Genomic DNA, 21,264 nt, shown 5'->3' with positions numbered 1-21,264 from the left:
GTTGCGGCTGTAGCTCAGCTGGATAGAGTACTTGGCTACGAACCAAGGGGTCGTGGGTTCAATTCCTGCCAGCCGCACCATCATATTGAGGGCCTAGTTGAGAAACTAGGCCCTTTTCACTTTCTACTGCCCTTCATCAAGATCCCTTATAGTTGGGATAAGATGATTTTGAGCCCTTGGTTGAAATCCTATCATCACGAGTATCAGCACTTCACAGGCCTGCCAAACATTTTTTGATAATGACCATCAGTAAAGATAACCCCAGCGCAGATGCTTCCATTGCAAAGTGGGTACCGGTTAATGCAGAAACGGCAAAAGTTGTTATTACTGGCATGGTGGATGTCTATTCATTGGCAAGTGTATGGACCCAGGTGCGTGAACAGCAAGATAACTGGTTAAAAAGCTCAGGCAATCATTCTTTGATATTTGATGCTTCCAACATCTCTTCGCTTGATGGTTCGGGCATTGCATTTTTAATTGATATTGAAAAAGCCCAACAAACAGCTGGCGGTAAATTTTCAATCGTAGGATTAAATCCTCGCTATGAACCTTTGCTCAAAGAGTTTGATCCAATCACTGATTTATTCCCGCTACCAGTGGCTAAGCCTAAGAGAAGTTTTGTGGTTAGCACTGGAATGGCTGCGCAAAACTTAATCGATGACGCAAAAGGCTTGATTACATTTACAGGGCATTTATCTGACGATCTTTTTTGGTCCTTGCGACATCCAAGGGAAGTGCGTTGGGGTGATTTTGTTGATGCCGCTGTCCAGGCTGGCATCGCTGCCTTGCCAATTGTCGGGCTAGTTTCTTTCCTGATTGGGGTCATTCTGTCCTTCCAGGCAGCGATTGGTATGCAGCAATTCGGCGCAGTTTCTTTTGTCGGCCCATTAGCAGCACTTGGTATTGTGCGTGAGATGGGCCCCTTAATTACCGCCATCTTACTTGCGGGTCGTTCCTCTGCAGCATTTGCTGCGGAGATTGGCACGATGACTGTGAATAGTGAAGTAGATGCTCTGGTAACCGGAGGTCTTAGTCCAATCCGTTTCTTGGTTGTTCCTCGCGTACTCGCCGGAATTTTGGTAATGCCAATTCTTACCTTGTTTGCTGACATCGTGAGTATTTTTTCCTCAATGGTGACTATGTTGGCTTATGAGGTTCCATTTATTAACTTTTGGAATGGCATGTTACAGACAGTATCCATTGAAGATATCGGCTCTGGACTCATTAAGGCTACCTTGTTTGGAGTTGTGGTCTCAGCTGTTGGCTGCCTTCGTGGCATGCAAACAGGTACTGGTGCTGCAGCAGTAGGCATCTCTGCTACGCGTGCCGTAGTCAGTAGTATCGTCATGATTGTTTTGGTCGATGGCATCTTTGCGTACATCTCTTATAAGACGGGCTTTTAATGGATCAGAACGCACTCGCGATTGATGTTCAGAATCTGACTGTTGGGTACGGTGCAAACATTCTTTTGCAAGATCTTAATTTCTCAGTGAATTATGGCGAGATTTTTGTGATTTTAGGTGGCTCTGGTTGTGGCAAATCTAGTCTGCTCAAGAACCTTTTTGGTTTGTATCAGCCCATATCGGGGAATGTTTTAATCGAAGGGGAAAACATTACTACTGCGCTTGGCGCAGAGCGCCAAAAGATCATGACGAGTTTTGGGGTAATGTATCAGCAGGGCGCTCTGTTTGGATCCATGAGTCTCTTAGATAACGTGACGCTGTTTATGCAGGAGTACACCAATCTGACCCAAGATCAGATGGACTTATTAGCGCGTTGTAAGTTGGATTTAGTGGGACTCTTGCCTTACGAGACTTATATGCCCAGTGAAATTAGTGGCGGCATGCAAAAGCGTGCTGCGATTGCTCGGGCCATGGCGCTAGATCCTAAGATTTTATTCTTGGATGAGCCCTCAGCAGGTCTTGATCCTATTACTTCAGCAGATCTCGACAGCACGATCCTCGATCTCTCTAAAAATTTAGGCATTACTTTTGTGATTGTGTCGCATGAGTTGGCGAGTATTTATGCCATTGCAGATAAGGTAATTATGTTGGATAAAAGCGCAAAGGGCATTATTGCTCAAGGCGACCCCAAAGTATTACGAGATAGCAGCCCTGACCCACGAGTACATCAATTCTTTAATCGCATGATGAGCAAGGAAGTAGCATGAGCAATAATTCAAACCCAAATTATTTCCGTTTAGGCGTTTTTGTCCTTGCCGCAGTCGGAGTGCTGATAACCATTATTTTGATCTTTGGATCAGGGCAGCTGTTTGAAAAATCCTTTATGGTCGAAACCTATATTAAGCAGTCCGTGACTGGCTTAGATACAGGAGCTGCAGTCCGTTTTAGGGGGGTGAAGGTTGGCCAAGTAACCATGATTGGTTTATCTGGCGATATTTACGAAAAAGACGTTCCCTTTGAAAAGCGTCTGCAGTATGTGGTTGTGCGTATGCAGATTTTTGGTGATAAGTTAACCGAAGATCAGATCGAAGAGTTTGTAAAAAATAATTTGCGCGCGCGCGTTAAATCTATGGGGATCACGGGCGTTAATTATGTAGAGTTCGATTTCTCCACCGGTGCTTCAGGCTACACTCCGCTGCCGTATAGCTGGATACCTGCTGAACCAGTTATTCCGTCTCTCCCAAATCAAGCCGATGAAATCATTTCAGGCGTTCAAAAATTTGTTACCGCTCTCAATAATGCCAACATTGATGAGACTCAGAAAAAATTCGATCAACTTCTGGCCAATCTAAACTCATTAATGGCTGGTGATGGCAAGGGCAATCAGGGTCTGATACGTTCAGTTCAATCCTTGAATGTCATTATCGAGCGTATCACCAAAGTAACAGATCAGGATGAGCTCAATATTTTGATGCGAGAGTTAATTGGCACTATGGTGGCCTTACGGCAAACAGTTACTAGTATTCAAGGGGACACTAGTGCGACGATTGAAAATCTCAGGCAAACCACCGAGAATCTAAATGAATTTAGTCGCATTGCCAGTCAATCGCCATCGAGTTTGATTTGGGGCGAACCCCCTCCAAAAATAGTGCTGCCCATGAATGGCACGCAAGGACAAGCTGGAGTTCAAAAATGATCAAACGCATTCTTCTATCTTTTGCGGTCTTAGCTTTATTCGCCTGCGCATTACCATCCCGCGCTCCTGTGGTCCCTAACAGTTTTATGGTGAATCCTGAGCGCAGCGGAGTTGCTCTCAAGGCTCGCACTGCCTATTGGCTGAAGATTGGCTCTGTTTCTGTAGCGCCACCATACGATGGCCGGTCTTTGGTTTATCGTCTGGGTGATCAACGTTTTGAAAAAGATTTCTATAACGTATACACGACACTACCTGCCGACATGATTTCAAATGCGGAGCGTCAATGGATTAATAAGTCTGGCATTTTCTCGGCGGCAGTTGGGCAGAGCAATAGCTTTTTCCCTTATTACACATTGCAAGCTACAGTAAATGAGTTCTACGGCGACTATCGTGTAAGGCCTGAGGCAGTTGTCAGTATTGAATTTTTCCTCACCGTAGAAAACGGGGCTAAGGTCAATCCACTAATTGGCTCTAATCGTTACACTAAGCGCGTGGTACTGAAAGACAATACACCCGAGGCGCTGGTATTAGGTCAACAACAGGCATTGGCTGAGATTTTTAAGGAATATGAAGCTCAGTTGGATCAATATGCAGCCAATCTACCCAAGCCTTTAGGACATTAAGGCTAAGATAAGCTGTCTAGGAGAAAAGATGGATTTAGGAATCAAAGGTAAAGTTGCATTAGTTATGGCATCAAGTCGCGGTCTAGGCCAAGCCATGGCTGTATCGTTGGCGCGCGAGGGTGTCAAGGTGGCAGTGACGGGACGCAATCCAGAGGGCCTACAAAAATCAGTTGAGTTGATTCAAGCTGCTGGCGGTGAAGCCCTAGCGCTTAACTGGGATCTTTCTGATGCATCTGTCATTGATGGTTTGGTCTCTCGGGTTGAGCAAGAGTTGGGTCCAATCGACATCCTAATTAATAACACTGGTGGCCCGCCTCCTACCTTGGCTGCCGGACAAGATCCTGCGCTCTGGCAAAAAAGTTTTAACGATATGGTTCTTTCGCTCATCGCTATTACCGATCGTGTTTTGCCCGGCATGCGCCAGCGTAAATGGGGCCGCATTATTACTAGCACTACCTCAGGCGCAATTGCCCCAATCAAAAATTTAGCAATCTCTAATACTTTGCGGGCTGCACTACTGGCATGGTCAAAAACATTGTCTGCTGAGGTTGCTAATGACGGTATTACAGTCAATGTCATCATGCCGGGTCGGATTGCTACTGATCGTCTACGTCAATTAGATGAAGCGAAAGCAAAGCGTGAAGGCGCCAACTATGATGATGTTGTTAAAGAGATGCTGAAGCAAATTCCGATGGGTCGTTATGGTGACCCTAAAGAGTATGGAGATGCTGCAGCCTTTTTGGTTAGTCAAAATGCATCCTTTATTACGGGAACCGTCATGCGCGTTGATGGCGGTCAGATCCAGGCAATTTGAAGCGCTTAATCACAAGCTTCTTTAGGGGTTTGAGACAAGAGCTACGCTCTCAAGAGCTGGTCTGGTTGTTTGTGGCGCTTGCACTTTCAGTAACCGCCTTATCTAGCGTGAGCTTTCTAGCTGATCGAATGCAAAGAGCATTTCAGTTTGATGCCCGCCAATTACTTGCTTCAGATATTGTGATTGCTGCAGATCAGCCAATACCAGAAGACTTTCTTCTAGAAGCGCGCGGCAGAGGACTGCAAATAGCGCAAACGATTGTGTTCCCGAGTATGGCAACTGTTGGGACCCTTAGCAAGCTGGCTTCACTGAAGGCGGTGAGCCCATCATATCCATTGCGAGGTGCGCTACAGGTTCTATCGGGCAATGTAAGGTTTCATTCCGGGCCGCCTCCTGGTTCTGTTTGGCTTGACCCAGTCATGCTGGCAAGTTTGCAGGCAAAGCTCGGTGATCAAATGGTGCTTGGGCAGAAAACATTTCTGATTGCAGGCGTGATCGAGCGTGAGATTGACCGCGGCGCAGGCTTCATGAACTTTGCACCTCGCGTCATGATGTCATTGGACGACTTACCCACAACAGGCTTAATTGGTCTTGGTAGCAGGGTAACTTATCGTTTACTGCTTGCTGGTGCTGACGAACAAGTCCAGTCTTATGAAAAGTGGGTAAAGACCTATATTGATTCAGAAGGACTGCGGGGCTTACGGATTGAGACGCTAGAAAATGCCCAGCCCTTGATGCGCAAGACCTTGGAGCGGGCAGAGCGCTTCTTGTCTTTAATTGCTGTATTGACGGCTATGGTTGCAGCAGTAGCGATTGCGCTATCAGCACGGCGTTATGCCATTAAACAAGCAGACGGGTGTGCCGTCCTGAAATGTTTTGGTGCTACGGCTGCTACTATTCTCAAAAAACAACTCATGACTTTACTGAGTTTAGGGATCCTGGCGGCCGCCCTTGGTTCAGTGTTGGGTTACCTAGTGCAGCTGGCCCTCACTTTTTTATTAGGCAATTTAATTCTTACTACTCTGCCCGGCGTCTCGATATGGCCGGTTATCTGGAGCTCACTTTTTGCCTGGTTCTTATTAATTGGATTTGCTGGACCCCCGCTGTATGCATTAGTGAAAGTTTCACCGATACGATTGATTCGGAAAGAGTTTGAGGCTATCAATCGCTCCGCAATCTGGATAGCGATTATTGGTTTGGGGACCGCCGCCATTTTAATTGCACTAGCAGCACGCGATTGGAAGTTGGCCTTTTGGGCTGGCCTGAGTTTTGGCGGGGCAATTATTCTCTTTTCTGGATGTGCTTGGATGATTCTGAAGTTATTGTCCAAAATTCAGACACGGAACTTTGCCATTCGCTTTGCGATTACTGTACAAAGCAGGCGTTCAGGCTTTGCGGTGATGCAAATTACCGCGTTAGGCATAGCCTTAATGGCGCTATTAATGATCTTGTTGCTGCGTCAAGACTTGCTGAGTACCTGGCAAGGCAATATTCCACAAGATGCCCCGAATCGTTTCATGATTAACGTCCAGGGCGAGCAAAAGTCTGCCATTACCCAATCTTTGGTAAATGCAGGAGTGCCAACCCCAGACTTTTATCCCATGATACGAGGTCGCTTAATTGCAATCAATCAGCGTGACATTTCTCCTAGTGATTTCGTAGAAGATAATGCTAAGCGTTTAGTAGATCGGGAATTTAATCTCTCTTATACAGAGCAACTGCCGCCAGGCAATCGCATTACTGACGGTAAATGGATCGCAGGCGATAGCCCACAAATCTCGATAGAGACCGGCATTGCTAAAACGTTAAAACTGAAAATGGGTGACCAGCTCACTTTTGAAGTAGCAGGAGAAAAAATCACAGCACCCATAACCTCGCTGCGTAAATTAGACTGGGGATCAATGCGGGTGAATTTCTTTGTCATTATGCCGCCTGCCCAATTAAGTGTTTTGCCACAGTCATGGATTACTTCTTACTATCAAACGCCAGATCAAGAGATGCTTGATTTTCAAATGAGTCAAGCTTATCCCAACCTTACGGTTGTGGATGTCTCGGCCTCATTGAGGCAGATACAAGATGTTTTAAATAAACTTTCTGCTGCATTGGGTTTACTTTTCACATTTACGATTGCTGCAGCGGTATTGGTTCTGATGGCTGCTATTGCGGCAACTCAGGATGAGCGATTTAGAAACGCTGCCTTGCTAAAGGCTATCGGGGCCTCAAGAAAGACCTTGGCAAGTATTGCGCGTGTTGAGCTTCTCGTCATTGGTGTCGTTGCGGGTACATTGGCAGGGTTTGCAGCAGGTGCGGCTGCATGGGCCTTAGGCCGCTATGTCATGGAGATTGAATTTAATGCCTTTGCGCAATCACTCTTCATGGGCATTTGTTTTGGGATGACTGCTTGCCTAGCGGCGGGCTATCGATTTGGCCGAAGAATTCAGACTGCGACTGCAATCGAATGCTTAAGAGAGAGTCACTAATTGCTTAGGTAGCTCTACTAGGCGAGTGCCTGCAAAGCGATCCGCTAAACCTTGTCTGTGCATCGGCTCTCTTCGATCTAAATAAATGGTGAGTGGCCAAAAAAAGAGGGCTACTGTAAAAAGCATTTCAATGATTTGCCACTTCTCCAAATGAAATGCCCACTGCAATAAAACGCAAGGGATGATCCACAGAGAGCCATAAATGTAGCGCCACAAGGCTTGACGTCTATTGAGGGTATTACCCTGCTGATCAATCATTCGAACGCGCCAGGTTTGCATGGCTAGTGTTTGGCCTGATTTTGTCCAGTACCAAACAAAGTAAACGCCTAATACTGTGTAGAGATATAAAAAGGTTAACCAGCTTGGTAGTGAGACGCCGAATAAGATGCCAAGGCCAAGATTAGGCAATAAAAAAATGAATGCGATAACTCCAAGAAGTACGAGTTGCTCATATAGAGAGCATGAAACGCGCCGCCAAAACTGGGGGGAGGGTAATGCACTGAGTTCAGCAGGCGTCATAGTGCTGCTTCAGAGTAAAGAAGACTAGTTAGTAGGCGCAGTTGTCTCAGCAGCTGGCGCAACGCCTTCGGCTGGAATGCTTCTGGGTTTTGGCGCTGGAGGTGGTGGTGTGGTGTTTGGGTTAATTGCATGCTGTTGAAGTGTAGGCGCATTAATGGCATTAGGTTTTTTCTTGGCTTCCGTGTCAGCCAATTTTTTCTTTTGTTCATCACTGAGCTTTTGATATGCAGTCCAGGCCTCAGCTTTTTTCTCTGCAGGGAACTTTAGGCTACTAAGGTAGTTCTCCCGTGCAATCCGACGCTCTTTCTGAGATAAGTTTGACCAGCTGGTCATGCGGGATTGCAAACGCTGTTGGTCTTGCGTACTCATTTTTGGGTAGATGTTAGCAACCTGAGTCCATTTTTTACGACTATCGGGAAGCATATAGTCCCAATCACTCTCGAGTGGTGCCAGAATTTGTTGTTGTGCAGGCTTTAAGTTTTCCCAAGTGCCATCTGGTTTTTTTTCTGGAATCGCGGCTGCTTTTCCATGGGCAGCAGTAGCTGCCGGTTCCGCCTGCGCTTGAGAGCTAACCAAAAGAGAGGTGCACGTTAGCAGCGCTATGGAAACGCTAGCAATGAATAACTTGGGTATACGTGACATCTATAAGGGTGTAGTTATTTGCTTTGAACTGAGTCTGAAGCGTTGTCACCAGAATCAGATAGGGGGCCATTTTTAAGAAAGGCCAAAAAGCCGCTATCTGCATAAGCATCTGGTGGCACATCATCGGACAATAGCGCCGCATCTACCTCTGCAATGTCGTTAATGCGCGATTCATCCTGCCATTGAGCAATGCCAATGAGCCCAAATACTAGGACTGCTAAAGGTGCTACCCAACCCACTGTGTCCCAAATCCCATTAGATCCAGAACTCCAGCTACCCGCTGTGCCTGCAAATACTGGTTTTTGAACAAGTATTTTTTCTGCTTTTCTAACAGAAAGCGCTTTCATACGGGCCGCATGGAGGCGACCTTGAATGCCGGTAGGCAGATTCTGGGCTCCCTGACTAAGTAAGGCAGCGCTAGCACGACCAAATTGGTCTGCTTGGGTCTCGGTTAGCGGGTCATTTAGGTATTTCACAGCGTAATTCCTTTTAATTTCAATGCTTTAGCTAGAGTCTGAGTGGCTCTAGAACAATGGGTTTTGACACTTCCTTCGCTACAACTCATTGCTTTAGCGGTCTCAGTAATGCTTAGCTCATCCCAATAACGCATCAGGAAGGCTTCTCGTTGACGTACAGGTAATTTAGCAATTTCTGACTCCAAAGCCTGTAAAAGCTGACTTTGTTCAAGCTTTTGGGCCCCGTCTTGGTGAATTTCGCTGTCATCAGGCGCAGCAAGAGACTCCAGGGGGTCAAAATCATCACTTTCATCGCTTTTCTTGCCCATATTGGAGAAGAGGGTCACCCAGGTGTTTCTAACCTTTTGTCGACGAAACCAGTCATGGATTCGGTTTTGCAAGATTCTGGTGAAAACTAAGGGAAGCTCTGCAGCTGGACGATCGCCATATTTTTCTGCCAACTTAATCATTGCGTCCTGAACAATATCCATCGCTGCATCATCATCACGCACGGCATACACCGCTTGCTTGAAAGCGCGCTGCTCGACACTACTCAAAAAGTCAGATAGTTCTTGGGCTGATGCCATGCAATGGATTAGACCTGAATCGGTAAGAATTGGGATATTTTAGGGGATTGCTATAGAATATAAGGCTTACTACCTAGATTCTCATTCAAGAAGTGGTTTTTCCGGTAGCAGCGCCGTTCGAACTCAGGCCACAAGCAGGAGATAGAACAGACCAAACAATTTTTTGCCGAAAATTGCAAAGGACTAAAGAAAATGAATACAAGCAGCGCCGAATTTTTAGCTACTAAAGCTAACAAAGACACAGTAAATCCAAATGCCGTAGCGGCACCTCTAGAAATAATTGGTGCAGAGATGCTTGTGCAAGCTTTGCACAAAGAAGGAGTTGAATTTGTTTGGGGTTACCCAGGCGGTTCTGTTCTTTTTATCTACGATGAAATTTTTAAGCAAGATAAGTTTGAACATATCCTCGTTCGCCATGAGCAAGCAGCAATTCATGCGGCCGATGGTTATGCGCGTGCAACCGGTAAGGTTGGCGTTGCATTAGTCACCTCTGGTCCTGGCGTAACCAACGCGGTTACCGGAATTGCTACGGCTTATACCGACTCGATCCCGATGGTGATCATCAGCGGTAACGTTCCAACTTATGCAATTGGTGAGGATGCATTCCAAGAGGCTGACACTGTTGGTATTACTCGCCCAATTGTGAAGCATAACTTTTTGGTAAAGGACGTTAAAGATTTGCCATTAGTTTTGAAGAAGGCTTTTCATATTGCGCAGACAGGTCGTCCAGGCCCTGTGTTGATCGACATCCCTAAGGATGTGTCAGCAGCAAAAGGCCCATTCGCTTATCCCGAAACTCTGGAGATGCGCTCATACAATCCAGTAGTAAAAGGTCACAGTGGTCAGATTCGTAAAGCGGTAGCTTTGCTGCAAGAAGCAGAGCGACCATATATTTATACCGGCGGCGGCATCATTCTGGCCGATGCAGCACCAGAGCTCAAAGAGTTTGCTGACCTATTAGGTTATCCAGTCACCAATACCTTGATGGGTCTTGGCGGCTTCCCGGGCACAAGCCCACAGTTTTTGGGCATGCTTGGTATGCATGGCACATACGAAGCCAATATGGCAATGCAACACAGCGATGTATTGATTGCCATTGGTGCGCGTTTTGACGACCGCGTAATCGGGAATACGCAACATTTTGCAAGTCATCCGCGCAAAATCATTCACATTGATATTGATCCTTCCGTCATTTCTAAGCGCGTGAAGGTTGATGTTCCGATTGTTGGTAATCTCAAAGAGGTATTGGTTGAGATGACCGCGCAACTTAAAGCTGCTGGTCCACGCAAGAACGGTGAAAAAGTTGCCGCATGGTGGGAGCAGATTAATGAGTGGCGAAAAAAGGATTGCTTGAAATACGATGAAGCGTCTCAAATTGTGAAACCACAGTATGTTGTTCAGAAGTTATGGGAACTGACAGGCGGTGATGCATTCATCACCTCTGACGTTGGTCAGCATCAGATGTGGGCCGCTCAGTTCTATAAATTTAATAAGCCACGTCGTTGGATTAACTCGGGTGGTCTTGGTACCATGGGCGTTGGTTTGCCATACGCTATGGGTATTAAAAAAGCATTTCCAGACCAAGATGTTTTCGCCATTACTGGTGAAGGCTCTATTCAGATGTGTATTCAGGAACTTTCTACCTGTAAGCAATACAACACTCCAGTGAAGATTGTTTCGTTGAACAACCGTTACCTAGGTATGGTTCGTCAATGGCAGGAGCTCACCTATAACAAACGTTATTCCAGCTCTTATATGGATTCATTGCCTGACTTTGTGAAGTTGGCTGAAGCCTATGGTCATGTTGGTATGCGCATTGAGAAGAAGTCTGATGTTGAGGGCGCACTCAAGGAAGCCATTCGCTTGAAGGATCGCACTGTGTTTATGGATTTCCAAACTGATCCAGAAGAAAACGTTTGGCCTATGGTTCAAGCGGGCAAAGGAATTACAGAAATGCTTTTGGGTAGCGAGGATCTCTAATGCGACACATTATTTCTGTATTGATTGAGAACGAACCTGGCGCACTATCGCGCGTAGTGGGCCTGTTTTCAGCTCGCGGTTACAACATTGAAACCTTAAGTGTTGCGCCTACCGAAGACTCTTCTTTGTCACGTATGACGATTGTTACCATTGGTTCAGATGATGTGATTGAGCAAATCACTAAGCATTTGAATCGCCTTGTTGAGGTAGTGAAGGTGTTTGATCTCAGCGAAGGTCCTCATATTGAGCGTGAGCTCATGATGATTAAGGTTCGTGCCGTTGGTAAAGAGCGTGAAGAGCTAAAACGTACGACTGATATTTTTCGAGGCCGCATTATTGATGTGACGGATAAGAGCTACACCATTGAATTAACTGGTGATAGTGCTAAGTTGGATGCATTTATTGATTCGATTGATCGTGCATCGATTTTGGAGACTGTTCGTTCAGGCGGATCTGGTATTGGGCGCGGCGAACGCATCCTCAAGGTTTAATTTTTTTAACTGATTCATTAAGCAATAAAATACATTTTCAACACAAGGAAAGAGCATGAAAGTTTTTTACGATAAAGACGCTGATTTGTCCCTGATTAAGGGCAAGAAAGTCACCATCATTGGATATGGCTCACAGGGCCACGCACACGCATTGAATCTTAAAGACTCTGGCGTTAATGTGACCGTCGGTTTGCGCAAAGACGGCGCTTCTTGGAGCAAGGCTGCTAATGCCGGTTTAACAGTAAAAGAGGTAGCTGAAGCCGTTAAAGATGCTGATGTTGTCATGATGTTGTTGCCAGACGAGCAAATTGCTGATGTGTATAACAAAGAAGTACATGGCAATATCAAACAGGGTGCAGCCCTTGCTTTTGCACACGGCTTTAACGTTCACTACGGTCAAGTTCAGCCACGCGCTGATTTAGATGTGATCATGATTGCTCCTAAAGCACCTGGCCATACTGTGCGTGGTACTTACTCACAAGGCGGCGGCGTTCCGCATTTGATCGCTGTGTACCAAGATAAATCTGGCTCTGCACGTGATGTTGCCCTCTCTTATGCAACAGCCAATGGCGGCGGCCGTGCCGGCATTATTGAAACCAACTTCCGCGAAGAAACTGAAACTGACTTGTTTGGTGAACAGGCTGTTCTTTGTGGTGGTGCAGTTGACCTTATCAAAACTGGCTTTGAAGTATTGGTTGAAGCTGGATACGCTCCAGAAATGGCTTATTTTGAATGCTTGCACGAGCTTAAGTTGATCGTTGACTTGATCTACGAAGGCGGTATTGCTAACATGAATTACTCCATCTCTAACAATGCTGAATACGGTGAGTATGTCACTGGTCCGCGCGTTATTACGGCAGAAACTAAAAATGCGATGCGTCAGTGTTTAAAAGATATTCAAACTGGCGAATACGCAAAGAGTTTTATCTTGGAAAACAAAGCAGGTGCCCCAACCCTGATTTCTCGTCGTCGCTTGAACGCAGAGCACGAAATTGAAATTGTTGGCGCTAAGTTGCGTGCGATGATGCCTTGGATTGCTAAGAACAAATTAGTTGATCAAACCAAAAACTAAGCATTCAAACAAAAGCAGTTAAACAAAAGGCTCAGAACAAAGATGATGTATCCGCACCCCATTATTGCGAAAGAAGGTTGGCCGTATTTAGCGCTAGTGGGGGCTCTGACTTTGTTGGTTCACTTTCTAGGTGGCATTGCATGGTCATGGCCACTTTGGATCATTTTTATCTTTGTTCTGCAGTTCTTTCGCGATCCACAGCGCATTCCTGCTTTAGGTCGTGATTTGGTTTTATCGCCAGCTGATGGACGGATTGTTGTGGTCGAGAAAGCCAATGATCCGTATGCTGGTCGTGAAGCGCTCAAAATTAGTGTTTTCATGAATGTATTTAATGTCCACTCTAATCGCAGTGCAATTAATGGCCTGGTGAAAGAAATTCAATATTTCCCAGGTAAATTTGTTAATGCGGACTTAGATAAGGCATCAACCGAGAATGAGCGTAACGCCGTTGTCATTGATGCTAATGGGCAGACTGTGACCTTAGTTCAAGTCGCAGGCCTTATTGCGCGTCGTATTCTTTGCTACATCCATGTTGGTGATCGCCTTAAAGCGGGCGAACGCTATGGCTTTATTCGTTTTGGTTCAAGGGTTGATGTTTATTTGCCGCTGACTGCTGTGCCAATGGTCAGTGTTGGTGATAAAGTATTTGCAACAAACACTGCCTTAGCCCGCTTGCCAGGCTTGGACTGATTAGAACTTATCACCAGGACACTCATTGACAACATTTCGCCGCCGTGGCCGTATTGATCGCAGTCGCCTTTCGCAGAGACGTTTAGGGTCTGCAGAAGAACAGTGGGCCGAAGATTTGGGCGATGGGATTGATTTTGATGTAGAAGAGTTGCATGAAAAACCTCGCCCCCGCGGTAAAGGTATTTACTTGCTCCCGAATGCGTTTACAACAGCTGCCTTATTTAGTGGCTTCTTCGCTATCGTAAACGCCATGAACCACCAGTTTGAAGTTGCAGCAATTGCCATTTTTGCTTCTTTAGTATTGGATGGTATGGATGGCCGTGTAGCGCGCATGACAAATACACAGAGTGCGTTTGGTGAGCAATACGATTCATTAGCTGATATGGTGTCATTTGGCGTTGCACCTGCCTTAGTAGCATACGAGTGGGCTTTAAAGGATTTAGGTAAGTGGGGGTGGTTGGCTGCCTTTACTTATTGCGCTGGCGCAGCGTTGCGCTTAGCACGTTTTAATGTGAACACTGGTGTTGTCGACAAGAAATTCTTCCAGGGTTTACCAAGCCCGGCGGCTGGTGCATTGATGGCTGGGTTTATATGGTTGGCTGATGACAACAAGATTCCGGTGCGAGACACCGCAATTCCTTGGGTTACCTTCTTTATCGCGGTTTATGCTGGTTTGACTATGGTTTCAAATGCGCGTTTTTATAGCGGCAAGGCGCTTGATGTTCGCTACCGCGTGCCATTTGGCGTGATGGTCTTAATGATTCTGACATTTGTTTTAATTTCCTCGAATCCGCCATTGACCTTATTTGGTGTATTTGTGGTGTATTCCATCTCCGGCTATGTCATTTGGGCCTGGGAACACCTCAGTGGCAAGCGTTTTAGCTAATTTTAGAATTTTCGGGTATATTAATTCTATGTTGATGAACTTCTCTTTAAACAGCCTCCTTCTGCTAGCACTAAGCCTAAAGCTTGGGGCGGGTAAGGCCTGAGTTAATGAGATCAAAATAATTCATTAACCACCACATACCAGCCCCAGCTAATTGCTGGGGTTTTTTGTTTTTAAGATTTAAATTGAGTAGTTGTTAATAAAGCATTCAAAACCGGAGAGTAGTAATGAGCGATAAAGTAATCATTTTTGACACGACCTTGCGTGACGGTGAGCAATCCCCTGGTGCTTCTATGACCAAGGATGAGAAGGTTCGCATTGCTCGTCAGTTAGAACGCCTTAAGGTAGATGTGATCGAAGCAGGTTTCGCTGCCAGCTCTGAAGGTGACTTTCAGGCGATCTCTGCGGTAGCTGCTGCAGTAAAAGACTCTATCGTCTGTTCATTAGCTAGAGCAAATGACAAAGACATTACACGTGCTGCTGATGCATTGAAGGCCGCTAAAGCAAAGCGTATCCATGCATTCTTGGCTACCAGCCCTTTACACATGGCCGTCAAATTGCGCATGTCTCCAGAAGAGGTTCTAGAGCAAGCTAAACGCTCCATTCGGTTTGCCAGAAACTTAGCGGAGGACATTGAATTCTCCGCTGAAGATGGCTACCGCTCTGAGATGGATTTCTTATGCAGGGTGGTTGAAGGCGTCATCAATGAAGGTGCTACTACTATTAATATCCCTGATACCGTAGGTTATGCAACGCCTGAGTTGTATGGCGAGTTTATTAAGACCTTGCGTACCCGGGTTCCCAATTCTGATAAGGCCGTTTGGTCAGTGCATTGCCATAACGACTTAGGTATGGCGGTTGCGAATTCATTGGCAGGCGTGAAGATTGGTGGAGCACGTCAGATTGAGTGCACTATTAATGGTTTAGGTGAGCGCGCTGGCAACACTGCATTAGAAGAAATTGTGATGTCCTTGCGTACCCGCAAAGATTACTTTGACATGGTCTGCAATATCGATGCAACCCAAATTGTTCCTGCGTCTAAATTGGTTTCTCAAATTACCGGCTTTGTTGTCCAACCCAATAAAGCAGTAGTTGGTGCAAATGCCTTTGCCCATGCGTCGGGCATTCATCAGGATGGTATTTTAAAGAATCGTGAGACTTATGAAATCATGCGTGCAGAGGATGTGGGCTGGTCTACTAATAAGATTGTCTTGGGCAAGTTGTCTGGCCGTAATGCTTTTAAACAGCGCCTACTAGAATTGGGCATTACTGTCGAAGCCGAGGCAGATTTGAATGAAGCATTTGCGCGTTTTAAAGCCTTGGCTGATCAAAAATCCGAAATTTTTGATGAAGACATCATCGCCATCATGTCTGATTCTGCGGCTGCAGAAGAGGGTGAGCATTACCATTTTATTTCTTTGAGTCAACACTCTGAAACGGGTGAGCGCCCTAAATCACGGGTGACTTTCCGTATGGGTGAAAAAGAAGTGAGTTCTGAGGCAGAAGGGAATGGACCGGTGGATGCAAGTTTGAATGCCATTGAAGAAATCGCCAAGAGTGGGGCTGAACAATTGCTCTACTCAGTTAATGCGATTACTTCAGGCACACAATCCCAGGGCGAGGTAACAGTACGCTTGGCGAAAGGCGGTCGGATTGTGAATGGCGTTGGCACAGATCCAGACATTATTGCTGCCTCTGCTAAGGCCTATTTGTCTGCTTTAAATAAGCTTCACGACCCTAGTCAGGTCAAATTAAACGCCCAAATGACCCCATAAATACTATAAGTTATTGATTTATATGAAAATATCTAGAAAAGCTACCTTGCGGTGGCTTTTCTGCCATCAAAGCCTTGGCGATTCTCAATCTGCTACAATTCGAGGGCTTTGATTTATAAAGCTTTTTTGTTTTATTTTGTAAATTTTGTTAACAACGCACGACACTAATTGGGTGAAAGCTCAAGTGTTCGCAAGTAAGGAGTATTAAAAATGGCAGTTGCTGATATTAAAACGGCGGAAATCGTCAAAGAAAACGCGCGCAGCGCAAACGATACGGGTAGCCCTGAAGTTCAAGTTTCATTGCTAACAGCCCGCATCAATGAATTAACCCCCCATTTCAAGGCTAACGCTAAAGATCATCACAGCCGTCGTGGCTTGTTGAAGATGGTTTCACGTCGCCGTCGCCTCTTGGATTACCTCAAGGGCAAAGATTTGGATCGCTATCGCGCATTGATCGACAAATTAGGTCTCCGTAAGTAATTCTTATTAGTATGCAATGCCATCTTTCTTAGGGTTGTTTCTTCGCAGAATCAGTCTTAAGCAGATGGCATGTTTTTTGGGCTTTTCAAGTTCACTTGTGTAGGGGATCGTGTCATTCCAATGAGTTTCTGAATGGATCAGAGCCTCCCTGGAATGGCATCCCTTGTGACCTTAAATCGCTCCAGTGTTGTCGTGACACTGCTTTATCCCACGACAAGCGCAATGCTCATGTGAGTTTTGCGTGAACAATTTGGAGAAGATCAGAATGACTATGTTTAATAAAGCAGTAAAGAGTTTTCAATGGGGCAACCATCAAGTAACGATGGAAACAGGCGAGATTGCTCGCCAATCTGGTGGTGCTGTCATTGTGAACGTTGATGACACCGTTGTAATGGGTACTGTAGTTGCCTCTAAGTCTGCAAAGCCAGGTCAATCCTTTTTCCCATTGACAGTTGACTATTTAGAGAAGACCTACGCTGCAGGCAAGATCCCTGGCGGCTTCTTCCGTCGTGAAGGCCGTCCTTCTGAAGGTGAGACATTGATCTCCCGTTTGATCGATCGCCCATTACGTCCTTTGTTTCCAGAAGGATTCTTGAATGAAGTTCAGGTTGTGGTGCATGTGTTGTCTATCAACCCAGATGTGCCTGCCGATATTCCTGCTTTGATCGCAGCTTCAGCAGCCTTAGCTGTATCAGGCATTCCTTTTGCTGGCCCAGTTGGCGCAGCCCGCGTTGGTTACGCAAATGGTCAATACCTCTTGAATCCAACCCGTACAGAACAAGCTACTAGCGAGCTCGATTTAATCGTTGCTGGCACACAAGCTGCTGTGTTGATGGTTGAGTCCGAAGCAAATCAACTTTCTGAAGAAGTGATGTTGGGCGCCGTTGTCTATGGCCACGACCAAATGCAAACTGCGATCAATGCGATTAATGAATTAGTGCGTGAAGCTGGTAAACCAGAATGGGATTGGGTTGCCGCTCCTAAAGATGAGCCATTTATTGCCAAGGTAACCGCCTTGGCTGAAGCGCCATTGCGTGAGGCATATCAGATTCGTCAAAAGGGCGCACGCTCAGACAAGCTTAAAGAGATTTCTAAAGAAGTCATGACTAAGTTATCTGAAGAAGGTGACGTTGATGCAGTTGCTGTGAGCGACATCATGTTTGAAATCGAAGCGAAGATTGTTCGTAGCCAGATTTTGAATGGCGAGCCACGGATTGACGGTCGCGATACTCGCACTGTTCGTCCAATTGAAATTCGTAATAGCGTATTGCCACGTACACACGGTTCCGCATTGTTTACTCGTGGTGAAACACAAGCCTTGGTAGTTGCTACTTTAGGTACTGCCCGCGACGAGCAAATTATTGATGCTCTTGAAGGTGAATACCGCGATCGTTTCATGTTCCACTACAACATGCCTCCGTTTGCTACTGGCGAAACAGGCCGTGTAGGTAGCCCTAAGCGGCGTGAAATTGGTCACGGTCGTTTGGCTAAGCGCGCATTGATCCCAGTATTGCCAAGCCCAGAAGATTTTGCATACAGCATCCGTGTTGTTTCAGAAATTACTGAGTCCAATGGATCCTCATCTATGGCTTCTGTTTGCGGTGGCTGTTTAGCAATGATGGACGCTGGTGTTCCAGTAAAAGCTCACGTTGCCGGTGTGGCAATGGGCTTGATTCTGGATGGTAATCGTTTTGCTGTGTTAACCGATATCTTGGGTGATGAAGATCACTTAGGTGATATGGACTTTAAAGTAGCAGGTACTGCAAACGGCATTACTGCGCTTCAGATGGATATTAAAGTTCAAGGTATTACGAAAGAAATCATGCAAGTGGCTTTGGCGCAAGCTAAAGAAGGTCGTTTGCATATCTTGAGCAAGATGCAAGAAGCGATGGGCTCAGTTCGCACAGAATTGTCTGCTCATGCTCCACGCATGGTGTCATTCAAGATTCATCCAGATAAGATTCGTGAAGTTATTGGTAAGGGCGGTGCAACTATTCAAGCTCTGACCAAAGAAACGGGATGCAGTATCGATATTAAAGATGACGGCACCGTAACCATTGCATCTACTAGTGCCGAAGGCATGGCAGAAGCAAAAGCACGTATCGAAGGCATTACTGCAGAAGCCGAAGTAGGCAAGATCTATGAAGGCCCAGTGGTGAAGTTGCTCGAGTTTGGCGCTTTGGTAAATATTCTTCCAGGTAAAGATGGACTCTTGCATATTTCTGAAATCTCTAACGAGCGCGTTAAGGAGGTAAAAGACTATTTGCAAGAAGGCCAAGTGGTTCGCGTGAAGTTGCTTGCTGCTGATGAGCGTGGTCGTTTGCGCCTCTCTCTCAAAGCTGCAATGGCTGATGAAGGTGGTACGATTGCTCCTTTGGCTAGCGTTTCTGAGGCTGCGGCTGAAGTTGCTCCAACTGACGAAACAGCTTAAGTCATACACGTCTACTACTGCGAGAAGCTCTTATGCGCGTAATGGAAATCAAAGAATTTGGCGCACCAGAAATGTTGGTGGCTGCCACTCGTCCGGATCCAGTGGTGCCAACTTCTGGTTCCGGCGAGATTTTGATTAAGGTGATTGCTGCTGGTATTAATCGCCCAGACGTATTGCAGCGCAAGGGTCATTATCCAGTGCCTGCAGGCGCATCTGATATTCCTGGTCTTGAAGTTGCTGGAGAAGTTGTTGGTGGCGATTTATCGCATGCCGACAATCTGTTTGGTCTCAAGCTTGGCGACAAGGTTTGTGCTTTAGTGCAAGGTGGTGGTTATGCTGAGCTCTGCACGGCACCTATTGCTCAATGCTTGCCATACCCAACAGGTTTTACCGATCAAGAAGCCGCTTCCTTGCCTGAAACGTTCTACACCGTATGGAGCAATGTCTTCATGCGTGGTGAACTATCTGAAGGCGAAACACTGCTGGTTCAGGGTGGCTCTAGCGGTATTGGCGTCACCGCTATATTGATTGCCAAAGCTTTGGGTCACAAAGTATTTGTGACTGCCGGCACCGATGAGAAGTGCGCCGCTTGCCTTAAGTTAGGCGCTGATCTGGCTATCAATTACAAAACTCAAGACTTTGTTGAAGAGATTAAAAAGGCAACTGGTGGTAAGGGCGTTAACGTTGTGCTCGACATGGTTACCGGTAATTATGTCCAAAAAGAAATTGACTGCTTGGCCGATGATGGCCGGATTGTGATCATTGCCATCATGGGTGGGTCTAAAGCCGAAGTAAATACTGGACAAATTTTGCGTCGACGCTTGACCATTACTGGTTCAACATTGCGTCCACGCCCAGTCTCATTCAAAAAGCAGATTACTCAGCAGCTGCATGATCGTATTTGGCCGTTGCTCAATGCCGGCAAATTAAAGCCAGTAATTTACAAAACATTCACACTGGATCAGGCCGCAGATGCCCATCGCTTGATGGAATCCTCTGAGCATGTTGGCAAAATAGTTTTAACAGTCTAGAAGCTTCTCCTGAACATGCGCCCACTCATCGTCATTGGCAACTGGAAAATGAATGGCAATCTTGCTAGCAATGAAGATTGGATCAAAACTGTTGCCCGCGGAATGGAAAGTGGCATGCCTTCTGGTCGTCAGTTTGCAGTGTGCCCACCGTTTCCATATTTAATTCAATGCGCCTCATTGATTAAGGAGCATTCTTTGGCCTTTTTGAGTCTTGGTGCGCAAGATGCATCAGCTGATGTTTCTGGCGCTTACACTGGAGAGGTTGCTGCTTCCATGCTCAAAGAAATGGGTTGCAGTTACGTTATCCTTGGCCACTCGGAACGCCGTCAGTTTCATCAAGAGGTTGATGAACTAGTGGCGGCCAAAGCATTGCAAGTCTTAGACAGCGGGATGACGCCCGTAATATGTGTTGGTGAAACTGCTGATGAACGAAATTCTGGTAGGGCCGTTGAGGTAGTGCGTGGTCAAGTGGCAAAGCAATTAACGGTCTTGCAAGATCGTTTGGCTGATTGCCTAATTGCTTATGAGCCAGTATGGGCAATTGGTACCGGAAAGGTTGCTAGCGCTCAAGTTGCCCAGGATATGCATCGTGCTATACGTCTGCAATTGGCTGAATTTGATGAGGATGTTGCTTCCCACGTTGGAATTTTGTATGGCGGCAGTGTCAAACCTGACAACGCCGTCGAGTTATTTGCAATGCCTGATATTGATGGTGGATTGGTTGGGGGTGCTTCTTTAGATCCCCAAGACTTTTTGGCTATTTGTAAGGCATAGATTTTTTATTTGGAGATGAATTGTGGAATGGCTTAAGACTTTATTGATCGTATTGCAGGTGATTTCAGCATTGGCTGTGATTCTGCTAGTCCTTTTGCAGCAAGGTAAGGGTGCTGATATGGGCGCTGCTTTTGGCTCTGGTGCTTCAGGTAGCTTATTTGGTGCCAGTGGTTCTGCTAACTTCTTGTCTCACGCAACCGCTATTTTTGCCGCAGTTTTCTTTATATGCACCCTAGGCATTACTTGGCTTGGTAATCAGAGGGAAGTAAATCCTGGGGTTCTCTCTGGAACGGTCGCACCTACGGTAGCGCCAGCTGTTCCTGCAGCCCCAGTCCAAGACCCTACTAAACCTGCTGTTCCTAAGTAAAAAAGTAGGTTTTTACAGATTTACCTGCCTCAAATTTGGGGTGGTTTAGTGGTGCAATGCAGTAGAAT

21 protein-coding genes and 1 tRNA gene are annotated in these 21,264 nt (G+C 46.1%); 18 read left to right on the top strand and 4 right to left on the bottom strand.

Going from position 1 to position 21,264, the window contains the following annotated elements:
• Positions 1-3 precede the first annotated feature (3 nt).
• From C2740_RS05180 to C2740_RS05150, 7 genes are all read left to right on the top strand, one after another.
• A tRNA-Arg gene (locus tag C2740_RS05180) sits at positions 4-80 on the top strand.
• A gap of 159 nt (positions 81-239) precedes the next feature.
• Positions 240-1,403, top strand: coding sequence for an ABC transporter permease (locus C2740_RS05175; RefSeq protein WP_215292016.1), 1,164 nt, complete (start codon positions 240-242; stop codon positions 1,401-1,403).
• Complete coding sequence (locus tag C2740_RS05170; RefSeq protein WP_215292015.1) at positions 1,403-2,170, top strand: ABC transporter ATP-binding protein; 768 nt, start codon at positions 1,403-1,405, stop codon at positions 2,168-2,170. Before C2740_RS05175 ends, C2740_RS05170 begins: the two co-directional genes overlap by 1 nt.
• Positions 2,167-3,099 carry an MlaD family protein gene (locus C2740_RS05165; protein WP_215292014.1) on the top strand — a complete coding sequence of 311 codons (933 nt, stop codon included), beginning with the start codon at positions 2,167-2,169 and terminating at the stop codon, positions 3,097-3,099. Before C2740_RS05170 ends, C2740_RS05165 begins: the two co-directional genes overlap by 4 nt.
• Positions 3,096-3,722, top strand: a complete 627-nt coding sequence (locus tag C2740_RS05160) for a membrane integrity-associated transporter subunit PqiC (RefSeq protein WP_215292013.1) — start codon at positions 3,096-3,098, stop codon at positions 3,720-3,722. The genes C2740_RS05165 and C2740_RS05160 overlap by 4 nt, the downstream gene beginning before the upstream one ends.
• A 28-nt stretch (positions 3,723-3,750) precedes the next feature.
• A complete protein-coding gene (locus C2740_RS05155) occupies positions 3,751-4,536 on the top strand; it encodes an SDR family oxidoreductase (protein WP_215292012.1) in 786 nt (261 codons plus the stop codon).
• Positions 4,537-4,565: 29 nt separating this feature from the next.
• Positions 4,566-7,016, top strand: a complete 2,451-nt coding sequence (locus tag C2740_RS05150) for an ABC transporter permease (RefSeq protein WP_251369597.1) — start codon at positions 4,566-4,568, stop codon at positions 7,014-7,016.
• On the opposite strand, the gene C2740_RS05145 is transcribed toward C2740_RS05150, so the two are convergent.
• The 4 genes from C2740_RS05145 to C2740_RS05130 are packed head-to-tail and all read right to left on the bottom strand — an operon-like array spanning position 6,999 to position 9,219.
• Positions 6,999-7,535 carry an RDD family protein gene (locus C2740_RS05145; protein WP_215292010.1) on the bottom strand — a complete coding sequence of 179 codons (537 nt, stop codon included), beginning with the start codon at positions 7,533-7,535 and terminating at the stop codon, positions 6,999-7,001. The genes C2740_RS05150 and C2740_RS05145 overlap by 18 nt on opposite strands.
• A 24-nt stretch (positions 7,536-7,559) precedes the next feature.
• Positions 7,560-8,177 carry a DUF3106 domain-containing protein gene (locus tag C2740_RS05140; RefSeq protein WP_215292009.1) on the bottom strand — a complete coding sequence of 206 codons (618 nt, stop codon included), beginning with the start codon at positions 8,175-8,177 and terminating at the stop codon, positions 7,560-7,562.
• A 14-nt stretch (positions 8,178-8,191) separates the two neighbouring features.
• Positions 8,192-8,653, bottom strand: coding sequence for a DUF3619 family protein (locus C2740_RS05135; protein WP_215292008.1), 462 nt, complete (start codon positions 8,651-8,653; stop codon positions 8,192-8,194).
• Positions 8,650-9,219, bottom strand: coding sequence for an RNA polymerase sigma factor (locus C2740_RS05130; protein ID WP_215292007.1), 570 nt, complete (start codon positions 9,217-9,219; stop codon positions 8,650-8,652). The genes C2740_RS05135 and C2740_RS05130 overlap by 4 nt, the downstream gene beginning before the upstream one ends.
• Positions 9,220-9,411: 192 nt before the next feature.
• Between C2740_RS05130 and C2740_RS05125 the strand changes: the two genes are divergently transcribed.
• From C2740_RS05125 to secG, 11 genes are all read left to right on the top strand, one after another.
• Complete coding sequence (locus C2740_RS05125) at positions 9,412-11,199, top strand: acetolactate synthase 3 catalytic subunit (RefSeq protein WP_215292006.1); 1,788 nt, start codon at positions 9,412-9,414, stop codon at positions 11,197-11,199.
• Positions 11,199-11,690 carry an acetolactate synthase small subunit gene (gene ilvN, locus C2740_RS05120; protein WP_215292005.1) on the top strand — a complete coding sequence of 164 codons (492 nt, stop codon included), beginning with the start codon at positions 11,199-11,201 and terminating at the stop codon, positions 11,688-11,690. The genes C2740_RS05125 and ilvN overlap by 1 nt, the downstream gene beginning before the upstream one ends.
• A 55-nt stretch (positions 11,691-11,745) precedes the next feature.
• Positions 11,746-12,762 carry a ketol-acid reductoisomerase gene (ilvC, locus tag C2740_RS05115; protein ID WP_215292003.1) on the top strand — a complete coding sequence of 339 codons (1,017 nt, stop codon included), beginning with the start codon at positions 11,746-11,748 and terminating at the stop codon, positions 12,760-12,762.
• A gap of 42 nt (positions 12,763-12,804) precedes the next feature.
• On the top strand, positions 12,805-13,452 hold the full coding sequence (locus C2740_RS05110; protein ID WP_215292002.1) for a phosphatidylserine decarboxylase: 648 nt from the start codon (positions 12,805-12,807) through the stop codon (positions 13,450-13,452).
• A 25-nt stretch (positions 13,453-13,477) separates the two neighbouring features.
• Complete coding sequence (pssA, locus tag C2740_RS05105; RefSeq protein ID WP_215292001.1) at positions 13,478-14,338, top strand: CDP-diacylglycerol--serine O-phosphatidyltransferase; 861 nt, start codon at positions 13,478-13,480, stop codon at positions 14,336-14,338.
• A gap of 227 nt (positions 14,339-14,565) precedes the next feature.
• Positions 14,566-16,113 (top strand): 2-isopropylmalate synthase, encoded by a 1,548-nt coding sequence (locus C2740_RS05100; RefSeq protein WP_215292000.1) that lies wholly within the window; start codon positions 14,566-14,568, stop codon positions 16,111-16,113.
• A 210-nt stretch (positions 16,114-16,323) separates the two neighbouring features.
• Positions 16,324-16,593, top strand: a complete 270-nt coding sequence (rpsO, locus tag C2740_RS05095) for a 30S ribosomal protein S15 (RefSeq protein WP_068948469.1) — start codon at positions 16,324-16,326, stop codon at positions 16,591-16,593.
• A 265-nt stretch (positions 16,594-16,858) separates the two neighbouring features.
• Positions 16,859-19,024 carry a polyribonucleotide nucleotidyltransferase gene (gene pnp, locus C2740_RS05090; protein ID WP_215291999.1) on the top strand — a complete coding sequence of 722 codons (2,166 nt, stop codon included), beginning with the start codon at positions 16,859-16,861 and terminating at the stop codon, positions 19,022-19,024.
• A 32-nt stretch (positions 19,025-19,056) separates the two neighbouring features.
• Complete coding sequence (locus C2740_RS05085; protein WP_215291998.1) at positions 19,057-20,055, top strand: NAD(P)H-quinone oxidoreductase; 999 nt, start codon at positions 19,057-19,059, stop codon at positions 20,053-20,055.
• Between the two features lie 15 nt (positions 20,056-20,070).
• On the top strand, positions 20,071-20,829 hold the full coding sequence (gene tpiA, locus C2740_RS05080) for a triose-phosphate isomerase (RefSeq protein WP_215291997.1): 759 nt from the start codon (positions 20,071-20,073) through the stop codon (positions 20,827-20,829).
• Positions 20,830-20,851: 22 nt separating this feature from the next.
• Entirely contained in the window at positions 20,852-21,196 is a 345-nt protein-coding gene (gene secG, locus C2740_RS05075) for a preprotein translocase subunit SecG (protein WP_215291996.1), read from the top strand.
• Positions 21,197-21,264 lie beyond the last annotated feature (68 nt).

Source organism: Polynucleobacter sp. MG-5-Ahmo-C2, assembly GCF_018687735.1.
Taxonomy (GTDB): Bacteria; Pseudomonadota; Gammaproteobacteria; order Burkholderiales; family Burkholderiaceae; genus Polynucleobacter.
This window is presented reverse-complemented; position numbering and strand designations above follow the sequence as displayed.